At 64.4% G+C, this 21425-nt stretch carries 13 protein-coding genes and 1 tRNA gene; 5 read left to right on the plus strand and 9 right to left on the minus strand.

Annotated features, from left to right (window positions below; translation table 11 throughout):
- Window positions 1-113 precede the first annotated feature (113 nt).
- Window positions 114-190 (plus strand) — tRNA-Arg (locus G404_RS0106345).
- Between the two features lie 304 nt (window positions 191-494).
- Here the strand turns inward: G404_RS0106345 and G404_RS0106350 are convergent.
- Together G404_RS0106350 and G404_RS0106355 are read right to left on the minus strand one after the other, a co-directional pair.
- Window positions 495-1301 carry a hypothetical protein gene (locus G404_RS0106350; protein ID WP_156906218.1) on the minus strand — a complete coding sequence of 269 codons (807 nt, stop codon included), beginning with the start codon at window positions 1299-1301 and terminating at the stop codon, window positions 495-497.
- A 148-nt stretch (window positions 1302-1449) separates the two neighbouring features.
- Window positions 1450-3111: a formate--tetrahydrofolate ligase gene (locus G404_RS0106355; RefSeq protein ID WP_028640335.1), complete on the minus strand. Its 1662-nt coding sequence runs from the start codon at window positions 3109-3111 to the stop codon at window positions 1450-1452.
- A 307-nt stretch (window positions 3112-3418) separates the two neighbouring features.
- On the opposite strand from G404_RS0106355, the gene G404_RS18320 reads away from it, so the two are divergent.
- The 4 genes from G404_RS18320 (at window position 3419) to G404_RS18325 (ending at window position 8887) form a co-directional block, all read left to right on the plus strand.
- A complete protein-coding gene (locus G404_RS18320; protein ID WP_051280277.1) occupies window positions 3419-5827 on the plus strand; it encodes a hypothetical protein in 2409 nt (802 codons plus the stop codon).
- Between the two features lie 71 nt (window positions 5828-5898).
- Window positions 5899-6807: a hydroxymethylglutaryl-CoA lyase gene (locus G404_RS0106365; RefSeq protein WP_028640336.1), complete on the plus strand. Its 909-nt coding sequence runs from the start codon at window positions 5899-5901 to the stop codon at window positions 6805-6807.
- 1 nt (window position 6808) lies between these two features.
- Window positions 6809-8008 (plus strand): CaiB/BaiF CoA transferase family protein, encoded by a 1200-nt coding sequence (locus tag G404_RS0106370; protein ID WP_245584417.1) that lies wholly within the window; start codon window positions 6809-6811, stop codon window positions 8006-8008.
- Between the two features lie 81 nt (window positions 8009-8089).
- Entirely contained in the window at window positions 8090-8887 is a 798-nt protein-coding gene (locus G404_RS18325) for a protein-L-isoaspartate O-methyltransferase family protein (RefSeq protein WP_051280279.1), read from the plus strand.
- A 3-nt stretch (window positions 8888-8890) separates the two neighbouring features.
- Here G404_RS18325 and G404_RS0106380 read toward each other — a convergent pair whose 3' ends face one another.
- The 7 genes from G404_RS0106380 to G404_RS18330 form a co-directional block, all read right to left on the minus strand.
- Window positions 8891-10198, minus strand: a complete 1308-nt coding sequence (locus G404_RS0106380) for a DUF3443 family protein (protein ID WP_028640338.1) — start codon at window positions 10196-10198, stop codon at window positions 8891-8893.
- A gap of 35 nt (window positions 10199-10233) precedes the next feature.
- Window positions 10234-10692, minus strand: coding sequence for a DUF2844 domain-containing protein (locus G404_RS0106385; RefSeq protein WP_036520591.1), 459 nt, complete (start codon window positions 10690-10692; stop codon window positions 10234-10236).
- Window positions 10693-10802: 110 nt separating this feature from the next.
- On the minus strand, window positions 10803-12023 hold the full coding sequence (gene chrA, locus G404_RS0106390; protein ID WP_036520662.1) for a chromate efflux transporter: 1221 nt from the start codon (window positions 12021-12023) through the stop codon (window positions 10803-10805).
- Window positions 12024-12087: 64 nt separating this feature from the next.
- Window positions 12088-13542: an efflux transporter outer membrane subunit gene (locus tag G404_RS0106395; protein ID WP_028640341.1), complete on the minus strand. Its 1455-nt coding sequence runs from the start codon at window positions 13540-13542 to the stop codon at window positions 12088-12090.
- A gap of 25 nt (window positions 13543-13567) precedes the next feature.
- On the minus strand, window positions 13568-16816 hold the full coding sequence (locus G404_RS0106400) for an efflux RND transporter permease subunit (protein WP_028640342.1): 3249 nt from the start codon (window positions 16814-16816) through the stop codon (window positions 13568-13570).
- On the minus strand, window positions 16813-19971 hold the full coding sequence (locus tag G404_RS0106405) for an efflux RND transporter permease subunit (RefSeq protein WP_051280281.1): 3159 nt from the start codon (window positions 19969-19971) through the stop codon (window positions 16813-16815). The genes G404_RS0106400 and G404_RS0106405 overlap by 4 nt, the downstream gene beginning before the upstream one ends.
- Window positions 19968-21185, minus strand: a complete 1218-nt coding sequence (locus G404_RS18330) for an efflux RND transporter periplasmic adaptor subunit (protein WP_245584418.1) — start codon at window positions 21183-21185, stop codon at window positions 19968-19970. Before G404_RS18330 ends, G404_RS0106405 begins: the two co-directional genes overlap by 4 nt.
- Between the last annotated feature and the right edge of the window lie 240 nt (window positions 21186-21425).

A 21425-nucleotide genomic window follows, 5' to 3' on the forward strand; every position in this document is an offset into this window, starting at 1 on the left:
TACGCGCCACACCACGCGCAGGTTTTTTGCGGGTCTGTGACAAACCGCCGAACACCGCCCCTATCAAGACCCCTTTGCAACGCCCCCCAACCCGTCCTATGCGGATCACGCGCGCGCCCTTAGCTCAGTTGGATAGAGCACCAGCCTTCTAAGCCGGTGGCCGCAGGTTCGAATCCTGCAGGGCGCGCCAATTATTTCGCTGATGGTGTCGCGTTCCATAGGCGCTGACTCAAATCGGTAACCGTAAACGGCGGATTTGTATAAAATTGGCTACCGCTCGGGCTAACTAGCGGGACTCAAAATTCCGCATAGACTGACTCAATCCACCGGATATTCCGTGTTCACTGACTCATGAAGATTCGCCCGGCATATAGAGGTTCTCGCACCTTTCACCGTAATCCTTGTCGCCGTAATCCTTAGCTGTGACGCAAAAACTCAATTATTGGGTCCCCTGCGGGGGGCGAGAGGGTTCCCCCGATATGGACCGCCACGGGTCAGAGGTCGTCATCGTCCTCGCCAAGCAGTTCGTCTTCGTCGTCGAAGGGGTCGAAGTCCGGCATGACCGCATCGACCTTTTTGAAGTTCTCGACCGAGTTCAGGATGGATTGTAGCCCAGCACTATATGCGAGCATTTGCTCGATGCCGAAGAATAGCTCCAAGATCGTTGGCGGAGACTTCGGGTATCTCTCTTGTATCAAGTCGTAACCGCTTGAGGTATACAGCAGATAACACAGTAACCCGAACCGATCCGAAAGGTCCTCAGTGTTTCGGTATTCCTTCCAGCGTTCGAGCCAGATCGCGCCGAGACCGGGGGCAGACCTTTCGATAAACTGGTCTTTGATGGTTCTGGGGGTGGATGACAGTGGGAGCCAAATGCGGTCGAGGCCTGTGGCTCGCTCCTTGGATCGTTGCAAATAGACCGCCCTCGTGATCGTGGGCGTCACGAATGCCAAACATTCCATAGCGAAGATGTCTGCGTTGACCCGCTTCAGGATCGTGGGCATCGCGGGGGACAGGACGCCCATGAAGTCCCTAGTCGCGGCCACGCATGATCCCATTGCAGCTACCGACTGCATCACGTCTGGATCGCGGCCTTTGTTCCTATTGGCGAGTAGTGCGCAAACCGTGTCGAAGCTGAAATTCTGGACGTTATCGTAGATTTTCGTTTCCGGCTTCTTTTTGAAAAGTTTTAACATTCGCTCGGCCCTGCGTTGAAGTGCGACAGGGTAATGGATCACCTTCCCATTGAACAGCAGACAAGCAGGGATTTGCAGCGGGCTGCTGTCGGTCCAGTCGCGCACTGCACCGACCGTTACACCTCCAGCACCTGCCAGTTTGAGTCAGTTTTGTGGAATTTGAGTCAGCTTCCACGGAATGCGACAGATGCGTCGCGTTCCATTCAAGCGGACTCAAGTGGAATTTGGGTCAACTTCCACAGAGCGCGACACGTCAAAACAAACCCTCGATCAGTCCCTCGGCGTCAACGCGGATCGACTCGGCCGCCGGCACGCGTGGCAGGCCGGGCATCGTCCTGATCGCGCCGCAGATGGCGACGACAAACCCTGCCCCCGCCGACAGCCGGACATCGCGCACCGATACGATGTGCCCGGTGGGCGCGCCAAGCAGCGCGGGGTCGGTTGAAAAGCTGTATTGCGTCTTGGCGATACAGACCGGAAGATGCCCGTAGCCGTCGGCTTCCCATTGGGCGAGCTTTGCGCGGACCGCGGGCGCGGCCACCGCCGCCTCGGCGCGGTAGATTCGCGTTGCCACGGTGCTGATCTTGTCGAACAGGGCGATGCCGTCGTCATACAGCGGGGCAAATTGCGACGGGGTTTGGGCGATTTCGGCCACGCGCCGCGCCAGGTCTTCGGCACCGGCGCCGCCGTCGGACCAATGCGTGCACAGTATCGCCTGTGATCCGTGCGTTTCGGCGATCGCCGCGATGGCCGCCAGTTCGGCATCGCTGTCGGTGTGAAACCGGTTGATCGCAACAACCGCCGGCACACCGAATTGACGCACGTTTTCGATGTGACGGACCAGGTTGACCGCGCCGCGCCTGACGGCATCGACATCGGGGTGGGCCAGATCGGCCTTGTCGATGCCGCCGTTCATCTTCAGCGCGCGGACCGTTGCCACGATTACCACGGCATCGGGCCGCAGTCCCGCCTGGCGGCATTTGATGTCAAAGAATTTTTCCGCGCCCAGGTCTGCACCAAACCCCGCCTCGGTCACGACATAGTCGGCAAGTTTCAGCCCGGTGCGTGTCGCGATCACCGAATTGCAGCCATGCGCGATATTGGCAAACGGCCCGCCGTGGACCAGCGCGGGATTGCCCTCCAGCGTCTGTACCAGATTGGGTTTGATCGCCTGCGCCAGCAGCACGGCCATGGCGCCATCGGCCTTGAGATCGCGCGCCGTCACCGGCCGCTTGTCGCGGGTATGGCCGATCACGATCCGGCTGAGCCGCGCCTCGAGATCGGCAAACCCGTCGGCCAGGCACAGGATTGCCATGACCTCTGATGCAACGGTGATTTCAAAGCCGGATTGGCGGGGATAGCCATTGCCGGGGCCGTTGAGCGATTGCACGATGTCGCGCAGCGCGCGGTCGTTCATGTCCGCCACGCGCGGCCACACCACCCGGCGCACATCGATATCGAGCGCGTTGCCCCAATACACATGATTGTCGATCATCGCGGCCAGCAGATTGTGCGCGCTGGTGATCGCATGAAAATCGCCGGTGAAATGAAGGTTGATATCCTCCATCGGCACCACTTGCGCATAGCCGCCGCCAGCCGCGCCGCCCTTGGTGCCAAAGCATGGGCCCAGCGATGGTTCGCGCAGGCACAGCATCGTGCGCTTGCCGATCCTATTCAGCGCATCGGCCAGCCCGACCGAGGTGGTGGTCTTGCCCTCGCCCGCAGGGGTCGGGTTGATCGCGGTCACCAGGATCAGTTTGCCCGCCGCATCGCCGGGATCAAGCCGGCCCAAATCGATCTTTGCCTTGTAATGGCCATAGGGTTCGATCGCATCGGCCGGAATCCCTGCGCGCAGGGCAATGTCGGCAATGGGGTGAAGCGTGGCAGCGCGCGAGATTTCGATGTCGGACAGCATGGGGTTCTAACCTGTGGGGCAAGCGCGGTCGGGCACAAGGGACTATCGCATCAGCGTCCGCGGCTGCCAAGCACGGGCTTGCATGCCGCGGCGGATGCGTGGGGCCGCCCGCATAGGGCAAAGATGCGCGTGTGCGCCACCGGGCTGCACGTACAGGCAAGGCAATGACCGGGACGCGGCCCGGGCCATTGCGTAGGCCCGCATGGCGGGTGCGTTTACCATGCCCGCGCTAGGCCGGGGGTCTATGCATCAGGGGGTTGGTTATGACGGGACGTGCGCGGATACCCAGGGGCGGAGCCTTGCTGCGATGACCGCGCCGATCCCGGCTTCGGCCTTTGCCGTCACCGACGGTGCATCGTGCCTGCCGCATGAATTGCCGCATGTGCTCGATCGCTATGCCGGGCTCAAAGTGCTGAGCCTTGATTGCTTTGACACCCTGTTGTGGCGCGATTGTCATGCGCCGGCGGATCTGTTTGCCGCGCTGCCAGGCATCACCCCGATGCAGCGCACCACGGGTGAAGGCCGCGCGCGGGCACTGGCGCGGGCAACCCGCGATGCGCGCGATGTGGCGATCGATGCGATCTATGCCGCGGTCATGCCGCGCGCTGATCCGCGGACACGTGCCGCCGCGATCGCGGCCGAACTGGCAGCAGAGGCGCGGCATTGCCATGCCTTTGCGCCAACGGTGGCGCTGATGCGCGAAGCACGGCGGCGCGGGATGAAGGTGATCATCGTGTCCGACACCTATCTGGATCAGCGGCAACTGCTGCAATTGATCGCAGCGGCGGCAGGCGATGACGTTGCCGGGCTGATCGACCGCGTGTTCTGTTCGTCGAGCTGGGCGAAGCCCAAATCCGAAGGGCTGTATGGCGAAGTCCTGCCCCGGATCAAGGCGCGGCCCGACCAGATCCTGCATATCGGCGACAACCACCATGCCGATGTGCTGGGCGTACGGCCGTTTGGCGTCAACACGATGCATCTGAAACAGTTTGGCGCAGACATGGCCGAACTGCTGCGGCTGGAAAGCACGGTCGCGGGCGTGCTGTTCGGCCATGGCTGCGCGCGCATGGCCCGCCCGCAGCCGCATCGCGCCGCGCTGGCGTTGGGCGCACCGCGCCAACCCGATGCCGCGCGCGCGTTGGGTTTTTCCGTGCTGGGGCCGCTGTTTTACGGGTTTGACGCCTGGTTGCGCACCCAGGCCGCCGAACTGGCAGCGCGCGGCGGCACGGTCCACTGGCTGTTCATGTTGCGCGACGGCTATCTGCCTTTGGCGATGCATCGCGCCTGTGGCCCGGATGACCGCGCCCACGCGATCGAGATCAGCCGGATGACCGCAACGTTTGCCAGCCTGAACAACGATATCGCGCTGACCCGGCTGCTGGCCGAACATAGCACCACGCCGGCCCCGACGCTGGCGCGGATGCTGCGGATCGATCCGGCCGTCATCGAACGCCTGTGCCACGGGCGCGATCCGCAGGGCGCGCGCCTGGCGCTGGGCCAATGGTGCCGTGAACGCGCCAATCGGCGCAGCATTCTGGCCGATGCGCAAGGCATGGCCGAACGCATGGCCGCGCATGTGCGCGCCACGGTCGATCCCGCACCCGGCGATACGCTGATGATGGTCGATCTGGGCTATAACGGATCGGTACAAAGCTATGCCGGGCCGCTGCTGGCCCAGGCGCTGCAGGTGCATGTTGCCGGACGCTATCTGTTGCTGCGCGAAACAGAAGTATCCGGCCTCGACAAGCGCGGGTGGTTTGATGGGCATCATTTTGATCCGATCGCGCTTGGCACAATGGTCGCCAATGTCGCGGTGCTGGAACAGCTGTGCACCACGGCGATGGGATCGGTCATCGACTATGCCGCAGATGGCATCCCGATCCGCGCCGACAACACGATTAAGGCGCGCCAAAGCAGCGTGCGCGCAGCGGTTCAGGGCGGGTGCGTGGCCTTTGCCGATGTTGCGCGCGGGGCCACCATGCGCCGCGCCGAACCCGACGATGCCGATCGCCAGTGGCGCGAGGCGGCAGCGGCGGGCATGACCCGGCTGATGTACCTGCCTTTGCCGCCCGAAGTGGCGACGATTGCGGCGTTTCAGCACGATGTAAACCTGGGCACCGACGAAGTGCTCGATCTGTTCGACGCGGCCGAGGCACGGCGCGGGCTGCGACAAAAGGGCCTATTCTACCAGAAGGGCACGCGGCGCATGTTTTTGCCCGCCGAACTTGCAGGCGAAGGGATGCCGCTGCGCCTGGCCAACCTGGCCGCCACGCGCTGTGCCGCGCCGCTGACCTTTGCCGATATGGTCAGCGGGGGCGAACATGTGCCGGTGATCATGGTCGGCCCCGATGGCGAAATGCAACGCCAGTGCCCCGCACGCCTGACCCACGACGGATTCCGCGCGCTGTGCATCCCGGTCGGCGCGGACCGCAATCCGGTGGCCGTGCTGATCGGGCAGATCGCCCGCCATATCGAGATCGAGGCAATTCTGGCGGTATCGACCGACGATTACCTGCACACGCGTGTCGGCTTTGCCGCGCAGGAAACCCCGATCACGCCGCTGCTCGACGGCATTGTCGAATATGCCCCCGGCCTGTGGCACTGCCAGACGCCCCACGCCTTTGCCCTGATCCAGCCGCCGGCGCTGGACCAGGTGCCCGACCTGATGCTGGTCATGGTGTTCCGCGCGCTGGGCCGCGCCGACCAAAGCCGATAGCGGGGCCATCGCACGCCTTGTTGCGCGGCGCCGATCGCGTATAGCGCCTGGGGTTGGAGGCCGCGCAGACCATGGTGCCAAACGCGATCGAGATTGTCGAAGTCGCCCCGCGCGACGGGCTGCAGAACGAGAAGGTGGCGATGGCCACTGCGGACAAGCTGGCGCTGATCGCCCGCGCGATTGCCGCAGGCGCGCGCCGGATCGAAGTGACAAGCTTTGTCAATCCGCGCGCCGTGCCGCAAATGGCCGACGCCGAGGCGGTGGCCACCGCCCTGCCCCACCATGACCAGGTGACCTATATCGGGCTGGTGATGAACGCGCGCGGCGCCGGGCGCGCGCTGGCCACGGGCCGCATCGACCAGTTGGGCGCGGTCGCGGTTGCCACCGACAGCTTTGCCATGGCCAACCAGAACCAGACCAGCGACGGATCGGTTGCCGCGGCGTCAGATATCATCGCGATGGCGCAGGCCGCGGGCAAGACCGCGCAAGTCACCATTGCCGCAGCCTTTGGCTGTCCGTTCGAAGGCGAAATGGCGCCCGACCGCGTGCTGGCGATGGCGGCCGCGCTGGCGCAGGCGGGGCCGGTGGAGATCGGGCTGGCGGATACCATCGGCGTGGCCGATCCGGCGCAGGTGTCCCGGCTGGTTGCCCGCGTGCGCGACCTGATCGCGCCGATCCCGGTGCGGGTGCATTTCCACAACACGCGCGGCACCGGCCTGGCCAATGTCTGGGCCGCGGTGCTGGCCGGCGCCGCCACGGTCGATGCGGCGATCGGCGGACTGGGCGGGTGCCCGTTTGCACCCGGTGCATCGGGCAATGTGGCAACCGAGGACGTGGTCTATATGCTGCAACGCGCAGGCGTGGCCACGGGCCTGGATCTGCGTGCGCTGATCGCGGCCAATCACTGGCTGGGCGGCGTAATGGACCGCACTTTGCCGGGCATGGTGGCGCGCGCGCCTGTGTTTCCCAAAGGTTCCTGATATGGCCCAGACGATGAACACCGGCGCTTTGCACGATATCCGCGTGGTCGAACTCGGCCAATTGCTGGCAGGGCCGTTTTGCGGCCAGTTGCTGGGCGATATGGGCGCCGATGTGATCAAGGTGGAACCGCCCGTAACCGGCGACCCGTTGCGCGAATGGGGCCTGGGTGACGACAAAGTGCAATGGGAAGTGATCGCACGCAACAAGCGTTCGGTCAGCGCCAACTTGCGCGTGCCCGAAGGGCAGGCGCTGGTGCGCCGCCTGATCGCCGGCGCCGATGTGGTGATCGAGAATTTCAAGCCGGGCACGATGGAAAAGTGGGGCCTGGGCCCCGATGTGCTGCTGGCGCAGCAGCCCGGGCTGATTATCGCGCGCATGTCGGGCTATGGCCAGACCGGACCTTATGCCTCGCGCGCCGGATTTGGCGGAATTGGCGAGGCGATGGGCGGCTGGCGGCATATCGTGGGCGAGCCCGACCGGCCGCCCAGCCGGATGGGCGTGTCGATCGGCGATACGCTGACCGCGACGTATGGCTGCATGGGCGTGCTGGCCGCGTTGCATGCGCGCAGCCGCACCGGTCGGGGCCAGGTGATCGATGCTGCGCTGTACGAAAGCGTGCTGCAGGTGATGGAGGGGCTGGTGCCCGAATACGACCGGTCGGGCCTGATCCGCGAACGCTCGGGCTCGATCCTGAAAGGCATCGCGCCATCGAATGTCTATCGCTGCAAGGACGGCGATTTCATGATCGGGGCCAACAAGGATTCGCTGTGGCAACGGCTGGCGCAGGCAATGGGCCGACCCGAACTTGGCCAGGATCCACGCTTTGCCACACATATTGCGCGCGGCGAAAACCAGACCGAGATCGACGCGCTGATCGACGCGTGGACGCAGACCCTGACCATCGACGAAGTCGAAACGCTGATGACCCGGCATTCGATCCCGGCCGGGCGCGTCTATCGCGCGCCCGACATGATTGCCGATCCGCATTTTCAGGCGCGCGAGGCGCTGATCGACGTGCCGACCGAACGCTTTGGCCCGCTGAAAATGCAGGGCGTATTTCCGAAATTGTCTGCCACCCCGGGCAGCGTGCGGCGCCCTGCCCCATCGATCGTCGGGCAGCACAATGCCGAAATCTATGGCGATCTGCTGGGCCTGTCGGGCGAAGAGCTTGCCGATCTGAGCGCACGCGGCGTGATCTGACGCGTCTGCGTGGTCATACGGATCGTGCCGCACCAACATCGGTGATGTCCGTCGGCTAACCTTGCGCGATGGGGAGGCCCGATGGGATATCTGCACCAAACGCTTGCCACTTTGCGCCGGGACCTTCGTGACTATGCGGCACCGCCGTGGACCGAAGATGCCGCCGATGCCTGGCTGGTGGCGATGCCCGACGACTTTTTCGTGCAGCGTCAGGCAATGATCGAGGCTTTGCGCATACGGCTGCTGCCGCTGCGCGATCGGTTTGCTGCCGGGGCGATTGAGCGCGCCCTGGACGCGATGGCCACAGTCCCGCGCGAGGATTTCCTCTGCCCGGTGGTGGATGATCTGGCCTATTTGCCCGGGCCGGTTGATATCGGCCAGAATCAGATCATGTCGCACCCCGAACTGGTGGCGGTGCTGGCGGCAGCTGCCGATCCGCGTGGCGGTTGCGTGCTCGATGTCGGCACCGGCTCGGGATATCAGGCGGCTGTGCTGTCCCGAATGGGTTCCAGCGTGACATCGATCGAGATTATCGTACCGCTTGCCCGGCTGGCGGCGTGGCGTTTGCAGCGCGGCGGGTTCGTAAATGTCTCGGTCGCGGCCGGTGATGCCGCGATGCACAATTTCGGCTGCGAAACGTTCGACGCGATTGTCGTCGCTGCCGGTGCCGCAGCGGTGCCTGCTGAGCTGTTAAGGGCGCTCCGGCCCGGAGGACGGTTGATCATGCCAGTTGGTCCAACCGGTGATCAGGAACACCTGGTATTGGTGCACAAACGGCGCGATGGCACGCTATCGCGCAGCCGGGTTCGGCCAGCCCGATTTGTGCCGTTGACCGGCGCGGGTGCGCGGACGGGCATCACCGACGCGCCACCCCGGTAATGCCTAGAACGCAAAGTACGGCCCGTTGGCCGAACCCGCCCGGCGGCCGGCGATGGCGGTATAGATGGTGTGTCCGAAAAAGAACGGCAGACCGAAATCGAAGCTGTTGGTGATCGGCTGCGTAAACGACTGGGTGTTGGGGTTGACGCCGATCCCGGGAACCGCGTTCGACGTGGCCGCAGGGGTGTTGTAGGCGTCGATCAGGGTAAACGCGGCATTGGCCGAACCAACGCCGCCCGATCCGGTAACGGTGGGCGAAAGCGCCAGCGGCGACGGCGGGCAATAGAACCCGGTATAGCCGGTTTGGGTGCATTCCGGGATGCTGGCATCGACGAAATAGATGAAATTGCTGCCGCTGTCGAAAAAGCTGTTGCTTAGCGCGGTGCCATTATACGTGGCCGTGACAAACCCGCTGGAATCGACGGGCAGGACGGTGGCAGACCCCAATCCGTTGTTGGTCTGGGTGCCTATCCCGAAATAAATCGTGCCGCTGGTGCTGACCACCCCGGCATTGGGAATGCTGGGCAAAGACAGCATTGTGCCGTTGTTGTCGACCGCAAAGGCGGCCACCGGGTTGGGCAGTTGCTGGAACGGTGCAGACGTTGCCTCGGCGCGGGTCACCACATTGGCGCAGCCGCTGGAGGGGCAATCGTAATAGATTGCGCCGCCCGATCCGCTGGTCCGCGTGCAGGCCGATCCGCAATCGATCGTGCCGAGGCCAACCCCGATGATGCCGTTGGCGGCAAGCGTCTTGACGGTGTTCATGTTCGTACCGCCGCTTGACGAACAGCTGTTGGGCACGGTGGCAAACCCGCCGGTGGTATCGCCGATGACCTGCAGCGGCATCGACGCCACGGTTTCACCGCCGATCGTAAAATCACCCAGACGCACCGATCCGAACACGTAATTGTCAACATATTCATAGCATTCGCCGATGCCGTTGCCCGATGCATCGGTCTCCGGGGTCAGGCCCGACAACAGCGAGGCATTCAGCACCGAGGCCTCGAGCCGAAGCCCGACCGACCCGGTATCGAGCAGCACGTGGTCGATCGTCTGGCAATTGGTGGTCGATCCCGGCGCGCAGATCGTGACAGTGACATAGGGCACGTTGGTGGCGGTATAGGCATCGGCGCCGACATTGAGCGCGGCTGGCCCGGCATCGACGGTGACGGTGGTAAAATTGGTCAAGGCCGGCGGCGGTGTCCCGCCCGACGAACTTGATGACGACGATCCACCCGAAGAGGCGCCGCCGCCGCTTCCGCCGCAGGCGGCAAGCAGCAACAGGCCCACAATTGCCGCGATCTGCCGCATAGTCCCAACCCCGCCGCCAACCATCATCGATCCTTTCACAGCGCCTGCGGGTCAAATCCGGCCGGCACGCTTTGCGGCAGCCAGGCAAAGCCCCAAAACGCCCCGGAGCGCCCGCCTGTGACAATCTTGAGGTTGGACCGGTTGACCATCGGCGCACGGCGCATGCCGCGGCGCGTCGCAATCGGATTGTCAGCCTGCAACGCGCTGAAGTGTGGCCCCAGCAAGGCCTGAAGATCGGGCTTGCCCGGCCCGGTCCAGCGGATCGCATAGACGATCCCGGCCGCGTTGGTATATTCGCGCACCTCGCCCCCGTTGGCGAGCGTCAGGGTGTGCCGGGCGCCCAGTGCGGAGGGTGCCACCGCGTGCAGACGCACCTGCATGCGGGCCGGATCGCCGCCAACCGTATCGACACTGCCGCCAAGCCCGGCCATCGCGGCCTGGGGCATCAGCAGGGCTGACACCGCCACACACAGACACGCAATCATCCGGGCCATGCGCCCCCCCTTGCCGCTTCGAACCGATGCAATCTGCGCAAGGCATTAACCCCCGTCAACCATTTGCACCAACGACCGCTTTGAATCAGTGGATATTTGCGATCGGATGATCAGCCCCACACCGCGCCCCCCAGCACCGTCATGGCAACCACCGCGACAGGCGGAACACGCCAGCGCACCAGCAGCACCAGCCCGACCGCCGCGATCACCGCGTCAATCGGGCGCAACAGCGCGGTGCGCGCGACAGGCGTGCACCAGACCGCGGCCAGAACGCCGACCACGGCGGCGTTGATCCCGGCCAACGCGCCGCGCGCACGGGCGTGATGCCCCAGCCATTGCCATACCGGCAACGCGGCCATGATGATCAACAGCCCGGGCGCAAACATCGCACCCAGCGCCACCGCCGACCACAGCACGGCAACCGGCCAGCCGGCGCCGGCCGGGGCGCACACTGCCCCCAGCCAGGCGGCCAGCGTGAACAACGGGCCTGGCATGGCCTGCACGGCGCCATATCCGGCCAGAAAGGTCTGGTCGTCGACCCAGTGCCCGGGCACCAGAGCATCGCGCAGCAAGGGCACGACGACATGCCCGCCCCCGAACACCAGCGCGCCCGAACGATAAAACAGCGCAGCCAGCCCCGCGATGCCGTGAATCCCGACGGTGTCGGTCGCCAGGGCCAGGCCCAGCAAACCGACAAACAGCGCCAATGCCGCCACGCCAAGGCGGCGTGAAACGGTGGCTTCACCCACGACCGCAGGCACCCCGCCCCGCAGCCACGCCGCACCGGCCAGCCCGCCCAGCAGCACGGCCATCAATGTCACCCAGGGGCCCGTCAAAGCCAGCACCAGCGCCATGGCCAGCAGCGCAATCAGCGCGCGCGGCCAATCGGGGCACAGGCTGCGGCCCATCGTGTAAATCGCCTGCGCCAGCACCGCCACCGCCACCAGCTTGAAGCCGTGCACCAGGCCGTCGCGGATCGCACCTTGCCCGCCAAACCGCGCCAGTCCGATGGCAAGCAGGGTCATCAGCAGCGCCGAGGGCAAGGTAAACCCTGCCCATGCCGCGATCGCACCGCGCCATCCACCCCGCCGCCAGCCAATCATAAAACCCAGCTGGCTTGACGCGGGCCCCGGCACCATCTGGCACAGCGCCACCATCGCGGCAAAATCGTCGCGGCCAAGCCACTGCCGCTGTTCAACATAGCACCGTTCGAAATAACCGATATGCGCAGCCGGCCCCCCGAACGACGTCACGCCCAGCCGCAGCGCCACACCAAAGCATTCCCGTGCGTGCCCGGATGTCGTTGCGTGCGCATCGTCCAATGTGGTCATGGCGCTGCCCTTGCCCGATCGCAACCCATGCACGGACCCGGCCATTCCGGCCAGAGCGCGCCGATCAAGGCTTTGGCGGGGTTGCCGACGGATGCAGGTCGACCGCCCCGGTCCATTGTCCACCAATCGCCTCGATCAGCGATACTGCCGCGTTCTGCTGGTTGACCGTGTTCAGGATCAGCGTGGTCCGTGCGTTGTAGGCGGTGGCCTGTGCTGCGGTGACGGTGGTGAAATCGACCGTGCCGGCCTGGTATTCGTTGCGCGTGACCTGTTCGGCACGGTCTGCCGATTGCGACGCAATGCGGTAATGTTCGTATTCGGCACGAAACGCATCGACCCCGGCCAGGTCGGATTCAACCTCCTGGAATGCACCCAGCACGGTCTGGCGATAGGTGGCGACAGCCGCGTCATACGCGGCACGCGCACCCGCCACTTTGGCCGATCGCGCGCCCCAATCGAGCAATGTTTCGGCCGCACTGGCACCAAGCGACCATACCGATGTTGCAGCACCAAACAGGCTGGACAGGCTGCCCGCGTTCGATCCCAATTGCGCCGACAGCGACAATGACGGAAAAAACGCCGCGCGCTGTACCCCGATATTGGCATTGGCCGCAGCGACCAGCCGTTCGGCATTGGCAATATCGGGACGACGTTCGAGCACCGCCGATGGGACCACCCCGGGCACCTCGGGCACGACCGGGTGCCAATCGCTGCGGGCGATCGCAAATGTGCTGGGATTTTGGCCCACCAGCACGGCGATCGCGGTTTCGTTGGCGATACGCTGGCGATCGAGATCGCGACGGCTGGCTTCGGCGTTCGACAACGTCGCCTGCGCGGTATCGACATCGGCCGAAGTGGCCGTCCCGGCGGCAAACTTGTTGCGCGTGATGACCAGGGCGCGGCGATAGCCGGCGATCGTGGTGTCCAGCATCTGCGCCTGCGCATCGAGACCGCGCAAGGTGAAATAGCTCGTGGCCAAAGTGCCCTGCGCCGACAGCGTGGCGTTGGCCAGTTCTGCCGCGGACGCCTCTGCAGCGGCGCGCGCACCCCGCGTGGTGTTGGTCAACGCGCCCCACAGGTCAGGCGCCCAGCTGGCGGTGCCAGCCGCGCTGAACGTGCTGCCGGTGGTCGAAGTGGCGGCCCCGCCGATCTGCGATTGCGTGCGGCCCGAAACCGTGCCCTGGCGGGTGACCCCTGCAGTAACCCCGACCGTGGGCAACAGCGCTGCCTTGTCCACCCGCACTGTCGCCAGCGCCTGGGCATAGGATGCGCGATAATACGCCAGGTTCTGGTTGGTGATCAAAACGCGCGCTTCCAGCGCATTCAGCGTGTCATCGCCAAACAGACGCCACCATTCGCCTTTGGCCACAGCATCCGACGGGGTTGCGGCAACCCAGCCCGGATCGGCCCTGAACGCGGATGTGGGCACGACACTGGTCGGCACATGATAGGCAGGCGCCATCGAACAGCCAGCCAGCAGCGTCGAAACAGCGATCAGAGGCAGCAAACGATGGGTCATGGAATTCAGCCTATCCACAATTGGGTCAGGAGCTTGCGGTTGCCGGTTCTGCGCCATCTTCGGAATGTCGCACCAGCAGATGTTCATAAGGCGATCGGCGCCGCCACCGGTCCAGCGCCAGATAGACGACCGGAGTGGTCAGCAGCGTCAGCAACTGGCTGACCATCAGCCCGCCGACAATCGCGATGCCCAGCGGCCGGCGCAGTTCGGCCCCGTCGCCAAATCCGATCGCCAGCGGCAGGGCACCCAGGGCCGCCGCCAGCGTGGTCATCAGGATCGGGCGAAACCGCAGCAAACACGCCTCGCGGATCGCTTCGAGCGGCGCGGTGCCGAACTGGCGTTCGCTTTCGATGGCAAAGTCGATGATCAGGATCGCGTTCTTCTTGACGATGCCGATCAGCAGGATGATGCCGATCAGCGCAATGATATCGAATTCCCCGCCGGTTACGATCAGGGCAAAGATCGCGCCAAGCCCCGCCGACGGCAGCGTCGACAGCACGGTCAACGGGTGGATCGCACTTTCATACAGAATGCCCAGCACGATATAGATCGCCAGGATCGCCGCCACGATCAGCCACGGGATCGTCGCCGTCGATTGCTGAAACACTTTGGCCGTGCCGCCGAAATCGCCGTGCACCGTGGCCGGCAGGCGCAACTGGCGCTGGGCATCCGCGATCACCTGACTGGCCTGCCCCAGCGAAACCGATGCGGGCAGATTGAAAGAGATCGTGGCCGATGGTTCGCCATTGGAATGGCTGACCGCCGCATTGGTCGATGCCGAAGACCAGCTGGCAATGGTCGACAGCGGCACCAGCGTCGACGGTGTCGTGCTGATCGCACTGCCGAGCGCCTGGTTCGACCCGAGCGAGGCATTGGACGAGGCGGCCTGCTTGGCCAGCGCAATGTTGCCTGCCGTGGGCAGGTACAGGCTTTTCAGCGCCTCGGGATTGCCGTTGAACGACGGATCGACTTCCATCACCACGTGGTACTGGTTCAGGCCCTTGTAGATGTTCGAAACCTGGCGCTGGCCGAACGCATCATACAACGTGTTGTCGATATTGACCATCGAGATGCCAAGATCGGCCGCGCGGTCGCGATTGACCGTTACATAGCTCGCTGCGCCTGCATCCTGCTGATCGATGTCGACATCGGTGATCATGCCCGGCTGCGATTTCAGGATCCTGACCAGGCCATTGCCGGCGTCCGCCAGCTGATCCGGCGTTTCGGCATAGAGCACATACTGGTACATGCTGGTGGTCTGGCGCCCGCCGACCTGCAGATCCTGCACCGGATTGAGAAACAGGCTGACCCCGCGGATCCGCGCCAGCTTTGGCCTTAACCGCTGGATCACGTCGGTCACCGCATCACGCTGGCCGCGCGGTTTCAGATTGACGAACATGAACCCCGACCCGGCGCGCCCGCCGCCTGCAAAGGCCACCACCGTGGCCACGGCCGGGTCCTTGCCCACGATCTGCGCGATCCGGGTCAGTTTGTCCGACTGGCTGCGGAATGACATCGACTGGTCGATACGCAGACCGCCGGCCATGCTGCCGGTATCCTGCTGCGGCAGAAAGCCCTTTGGCGCGATCACCAGACAATATGCATTGAGCACCACCGCGCCCGCCAGCAGCAACAGCACCGGCCCGCGATGGTTCAGCGCCCAGTTCAGCTGACGCGCATAGCTGCGCTGCAACCAGTCGAACAGGCGGCGCGACCGGTCGAACAGGGCACGGCTGAAGCGGTCGAGATGGGTTTGGCGCTCGCGATCGTTTTCCAGCAGTTTCGCGGCCAGCATCGGTGTCACCGTCAACGATGCGATCAGGCTGATCATCACCGCGGCAGTCATGGTCAACGCAAATTCGCGCAGCAGGCGCCCCAGAATGCCACCCATGAACACCAGCGGGATGAACACCGCGACGAGGCTGATCGAAATCGACAGCACGGTGAACCCGACCTCGCGCGCGCCGCGCAGCGCAGCCGCAAACGGCTTCATGCCGTCTTCGACATGGCGGGCAATATTTTCCACCACCACGATCGCATCGTCGACCACGAAACCGGTCGCCACGGTCAGCGCCATCAGCGACAGATTGTCGAGCAGGAACCCGGCCATGTACATCACGCTCAGCGTGCCCAGCAGCGACACGATCACCGCGGCCGCCGGGATCAGCGTGGCGCGCCAGCTTTGCAGAAACAGGCTGACCACCAGCACCACCAGCAACGTCGAAACCAGCAGCGAAACTTCGACTTCGACCAGCGACGCGCGAATGGTGATGGTGCGATCGGTGGCGAGCGACAGCTTGATATCGTCGGGCAACAGCGCCTGAAGCCCGGGTATCTGGGCCTTGATCGCATCCACCGTCTGCACGATATTGGCATCGGGCTGGCGCGTCACGATGATCGGCACCGCGCGTTTGCCGTTGAACAGCCCCATCGTGCGCACATCTTCGGGCGCATCGATCACCCGCCCGATGTCCATCAGGCGCACCGGCGCACCGTTGCGCCAGGCGATGATCGCAGGGGCAAAGTCGGCCGCCTTGAGCGAGGGATCGTTGCTGTAGACCTGCCAGGCCAGGCCGCCATGGTCTTTGCCGCCGGTGCTTTGGGTGATCTGTTCGATCACCCCGCGCGGGCGGTCGGTGCTGGCCGATTGCAGCGCCGTGCGCACATCTTCCAGCGCGATGCCGTCGCGCGCGAGCAGGGTCGGGTTGATTTCGATACGCACCGACGGCAGCGCCGCGCCGCCAAGTTCGACATTGCCGACACCGTTCACCTGCAGCAATTTCTGCTGCACGATATTCGACACCGCGTCGTAGATCTGGTCGGGGCTGCGCGACCGGCTGGTCAGCGCCAGGATCATGATCGGCGCTTCGGCCGGGTTGATCTTGCGATAGGTCGGCTGCGATTTGAGCGTGCTGGGCAGATCGACGCGCGCCGCGGCAATGGCCGCCTGCACATCGCGCGCGGCGCCGTCAATATCGCGCCCAAGATCGAATTGCAGCGTGATCGAGGCCGAACTCAACGTCGATCGCGAGGTCATTTCGGATACCCCGGCGATCGTTCCCAGATGGCGTTCGAGCGGGCTGGCCACCGTGCTGGCCATTGTCGCAGGACTGGCGCCGGGCAGGTTGGCCGACACCTGGATCGTGGGAATATCCACCTTGGGCAAAGGCGCCACCGGCAGTTCAAGAAACGCCAGCATGCCCGCCAGCACCACCCCCAGCGTCAGCAGCAGCGTGCCGATCGGTCGGCGGATAAAGGGGCCCGAAATGTTCACGCCGGTGCAGGCCTTGGCGTGCCGGTTGTGCCCGCTTTGCGTGCCTCACGCGATTCGCGCATGCCTTCGAACGCCAGGAAGATCACAGGCGTGGTAAACAGCGTCAGGACCTGGCTCAGGATCAGCCCGCCCGCGATCGCCAGACCCAGCGGCTGGCGCAATTCATGCCCCATGCCGGTACCGAAAATCATCGGCACCGCAGCAAACAGCGCGGCAAATGTGGTCATCATGATCGGCCGGAACCGCAACTGCGCCGCATTGCGGATTGCCGTTCGCGGATCGTGGCCCTGGTCGCGCATTTCGACCACCGCAAAATCGATCATCATGATCGCGTTCTTTTTGACGATCCCGATCAGCAGCACGATCCCGATGATCCCGATCACGCCCAGCCCATACGATGACAGCAACAGCACGATCAGCGCGCCAACGCCTGCCGAGGGCAAAGTGGACAGGATCGTGATCGGGTGGATGAAGCTTTCATACAGCACCCCCAGCACGATATAGACCACCAGGATCGCGGCAATCACCAGCAGCACTTCGTTCGACAGCGCCGACCGAAAGGCCGAGGCCGCGCCCGAGAAATCGGTGCTGACCGAGATCGGCAGGCCAATCTGGCTTTCGGTCTGTTCGATCGAACTGACCGCCTTGCCCAGCGACACGCCTGGCGCCAGGTCAAACCCGATCGATGCCGAAGGAAACTGGTTCTGCCGCGACAGCTCGAGCGGTACCCAGCCTTCGTGTATGCTGGCCACCGTGCCCAGCGCGACCTGTGTGCCATTGCCCACCGGGATATAGAACCGTTGCAGCGCCGACGGATCGGACAGCATGGCAGGCGTTGCCGACAGGATCACGCGGCTTTGGCTTGACTGGGTGTAGATCGTCGAAATGATGCGCTGGCCAAACGCGTCGTACAGCGCATTGTCGACGGTCAGCGCCGAAATCCCGATGCGCGCGGCAGCATCGCGGTTGACATCGATGATCACCGCCCGGCCCTGCCCCAGGCTGGCGGTGTTGACGCCGGTCAGCGATGGGTCATCGCGCAGTTTGTCGGCCAGTTTCTGCGCCCACAGGTTCACCGTATTGGCGTCGGCACCCTGTAGCGAAAAGCGATAGGGGGTCAGTCCGGTTTCGGTATCGATCGTCAGATCCTGCACCGGCTGGAGATAGATCTTGACCCCCGGCACGCGCGCCGCCAGATCGGCAATATCAGCGGTAACAGCAGTCAGGTTGCCGCGATTTTCGATCGGTTTGAGATTGATGATCATCCGGCCCTGGTTGAGCGCGGGATTCTGCCCGTCGACCCCGACCGCCGATGACAGCGATGCCACCGACTGGCTTTTCAGGACTTCGGAGGCCACCTGCTGCTGCAGGTGCGCCATCTGCTGAAAACTGACGTCGGAACTGGCCACGACGGTGGCGCGCAACTGCCCGGTGTCCTGCACCGGAAACAGGTTCTTGGGAATGACCCAGAACAAGGCTGCCGCCACCAGCAGGCTGAACGCAAAGACGCCAAGCGTGGCGCGCGGACGCGCAATCACCCAGTCGAGCGCGCGGCCATAGTGATGCGCCAGACGGTCGAATGCCGACATCGCCTTGTCGACCACGGCCAGCCTGGTTTCGGCGTCGTGCGGACGCAACCAGCGCGCGGCCAGCATCGGCACCACGGTCAACGCAACCACCGCCGACAGCACGATTGTCACCGCCAGACTGATCGCGAATTCGCGGAACAGGCGTCCCACGACATCGCCCATGAACAGCAGCGGGATCAGCACCGCGATCAGGCTGGCGGTTAACGAGATGATCGTAAAGCCGATTTCGCTCGCCCCGCGCAACGCCGCGTCGAACGGTTTCATCCCGTCTTCGATATGCCGCGCGATGTTTTCGATCACCACGATGGCGTCATCGACCACAAATCCCGACGCGATGGTCAGTGCCATCAAAGTCAGGTTGTTGATCGAAAAGCCCAGTGCCCACATCGCCGCAAACGCGCCGATCAGGCTGAGCGGCACCGATATCGCCGCGATGAGCGTGGCGCGCGGCGATCCCAGAAACAGGAAAATCACCAGCACCACCAGCAGCACCGCCAGCACCAGTTCGAACTGCACGTCCGAAACCGAGGCGCGAATGCCCTCGGTGCGGTCGGTCAGCACGGTCGCCTGCACATCGGCGGGCAACTGCGCCTGCAGATCGGGCAAAGTGGCCTTGATCGCGTCGACCGTGGCAATCACGTTGGCGCCCGGCTGGCGCTGGACATCGATGATCACCGCGGGCTGCCGGTTCATCCAGCTGCCCGTGCGCACATTTTCGACACCCGCATCGACCGACGCGATGTCTTTCAGACGCACCGGCTGGTTGGCGGCAAAGGCCACCACCAGATTGGCGTAGGAGTCCGCGCTGTTCAGTTGATCGTTGGCATCGATCGTCCAGCTTTTGGTGGCGCCGTCAAAGCTGCCCTTGGCGCTGTTGGAATTGGCATTGGCAATCGCGTTGCGAATGGTTTCAAGGCTGAGCCCCCGCGCGGCCAGCGCCTGGACATTGGCGACTATTCGCACAGCCGGGCGTTGGCCCGATGACAGGCTGACCAGGCCAACGCCGGTAACTTGCGCAATCTTGTTGGAAAACTGTTTTTCGACGATGCCTTCCACTTCGCCCAGCGCACGCGTTTTGGAGGCCACGGCAATCGTCAGGATCGGCGCATCGGCCGGATTGACTTTGGCATAGACCGGCGGTGCGGGCAGATCCGAAGGCAGCAGCGAATTTGCCGCATTGATCGACGCCTGCACTTCCTGTTCGGCCACGTCGAGTGACAGGCCCAGTGAAAATTGTAACGTGATGACCGAAGCGCCCGACGACGAATAGGACGTCATGCGGGTCAGGCCCGGCATCTGCCCGAACTGGCGTTCCAACGGGCTGGTCACGGTCAGCGCCATGACGTCGGGGCTGGCCCCCGGGTACAGCGTGCTGACCTGGATCGTCGGGTAATCGACCTGTGGCAGCGCCGACAGCGGCAGCTGTTTCCACGCCACCAGCCCAGCCAGCAACAGCGCCACCATCAACAGCGTGGTTGCCACCGGCCGCAGGATGAACGGTCGCGAAGGTCCCCCCGGCGGAAGATCCGCGCCGGGGGTGGTGGTCGCGATGTCGCTGTCGCTCACTGGCCGCCGGCTCCGCCCTGCTTGCGCTTGTGACCGCCTGCGGCCGCCGCGCCACTGGCGCCTGGCTTGTCGCCACCTTTGTCGCCGGGCAGACGCACGGTCGATCCGTCATCGAGGCCATCGGCGCCTTCGGACACGACAATCTGGCCCTTTTGCAGGCCCGACAGGATTGCGGTGTTGGTGCCATCGCTGGGCCCGGTGCGGACAATCGCGATCCTGACCGTCTTGTCGGGCTGAACCACGAACGCGAAGTCGCCCTGCGACCCATGCCGCAGCGCCGAAACCGGCACCACCGGCACCTGGCGCAGCGTGTCGACCAGCATCGTCACGTTGACAAACTGGTTGGGGAACAGTGCGGTCGCACCGGCCGCACCATGCGCCGCGGCCGGGGGATTGGCGACCCGCGCCTTGGCCATGACCGTGCCGGTGCTGGTGTTGATCTGGTTGTCAAACGTCTCAAAAGCACCATGCGCCAGCACGGTCTTGTTGTCCTGGTCAAGCACTGTGACCGGCAGGCCCGCGCCACTGCCAACCTTGCGCTGGACATCGCCCAGCATCGCCTGCGGCACCGAAAATTCGACGTCGATCGGATCGATGCGCGTCACGGTGGCCACGCCCCCGGCGGTGCCGGACGAAACGAAATTGCCCACAAACACCTGTTTCAGGCCGATGCGCCCGGCAAACGGCGCCTTGATCGTGGCATATTGCAGATTGAGCCGCGCGGTGCCGACCGCAGCGCGGTCGGTCGCGACCGTGCCTTCAAGCTGGGCCACGGTCGCGCGTTCGTCTTCCATCGTCTGGCGCGCGATCGAATCCTGCGACGCCAGCGTTTCGTAACGTTTCAGATCCATCTTCGCCATGGCCAGGCTGGCCTGATCATGCGCCAGCGTGCCCTGGGCCTGTTGCAGCGCCAGGGTATAGGGACGCGGATCGATCTGAACGATCGGCTGCCCCTGATGGACCAGCTGGCCTTCCTTGAACAGGATCGCGACGACATTGCCCGAAACCTGGCTTTGCACAGTGGCCGTGTCGAGCGGGATGACCGTGCCGATCGCGCTGACCGTTTCGGGCATGTCGGCCAGCGCCACGGTCACGATATTGACCGCAGCGGGGGGGCGGCCGGCGCGGGTGTTCTTGCTGACCCCGGCCATGGCAAACCACCAGGCCAGCAAACCGACCGCGACCAGCCCGGCAAGAACCAGGACCCAGGCCAACCAGCGCGGGCGATGTCGCTCTTCGCCGGTGCTATGCTCGATGACAGTCGACAGGGCAAACCTCCATGGGCACAAACACGGCCTTGGTCACAAGTCCCAGACGCGAACCGGCCCAACGACAAGATGCCCGCACGGGCAAGCGCACCGCGGGGCACGGACGGTTTCAGGCCGGGGGGACCTTTACACGGTGGCGTCCTACCGCGACTTTGGTTCCAGATGGAAACACTTATTTGTCGTTTC

Source organism: Novosphingobium acidiphilum DSM 19966, assembly GCF_000429005.1.
Classification (GTDB): domain Bacteria; phylum Pseudomonadota; class Alphaproteobacteria; order Sphingomonadales; family Sphingomonadaceae; genus Novosphingobium; species Novosphingobium acidiphilum.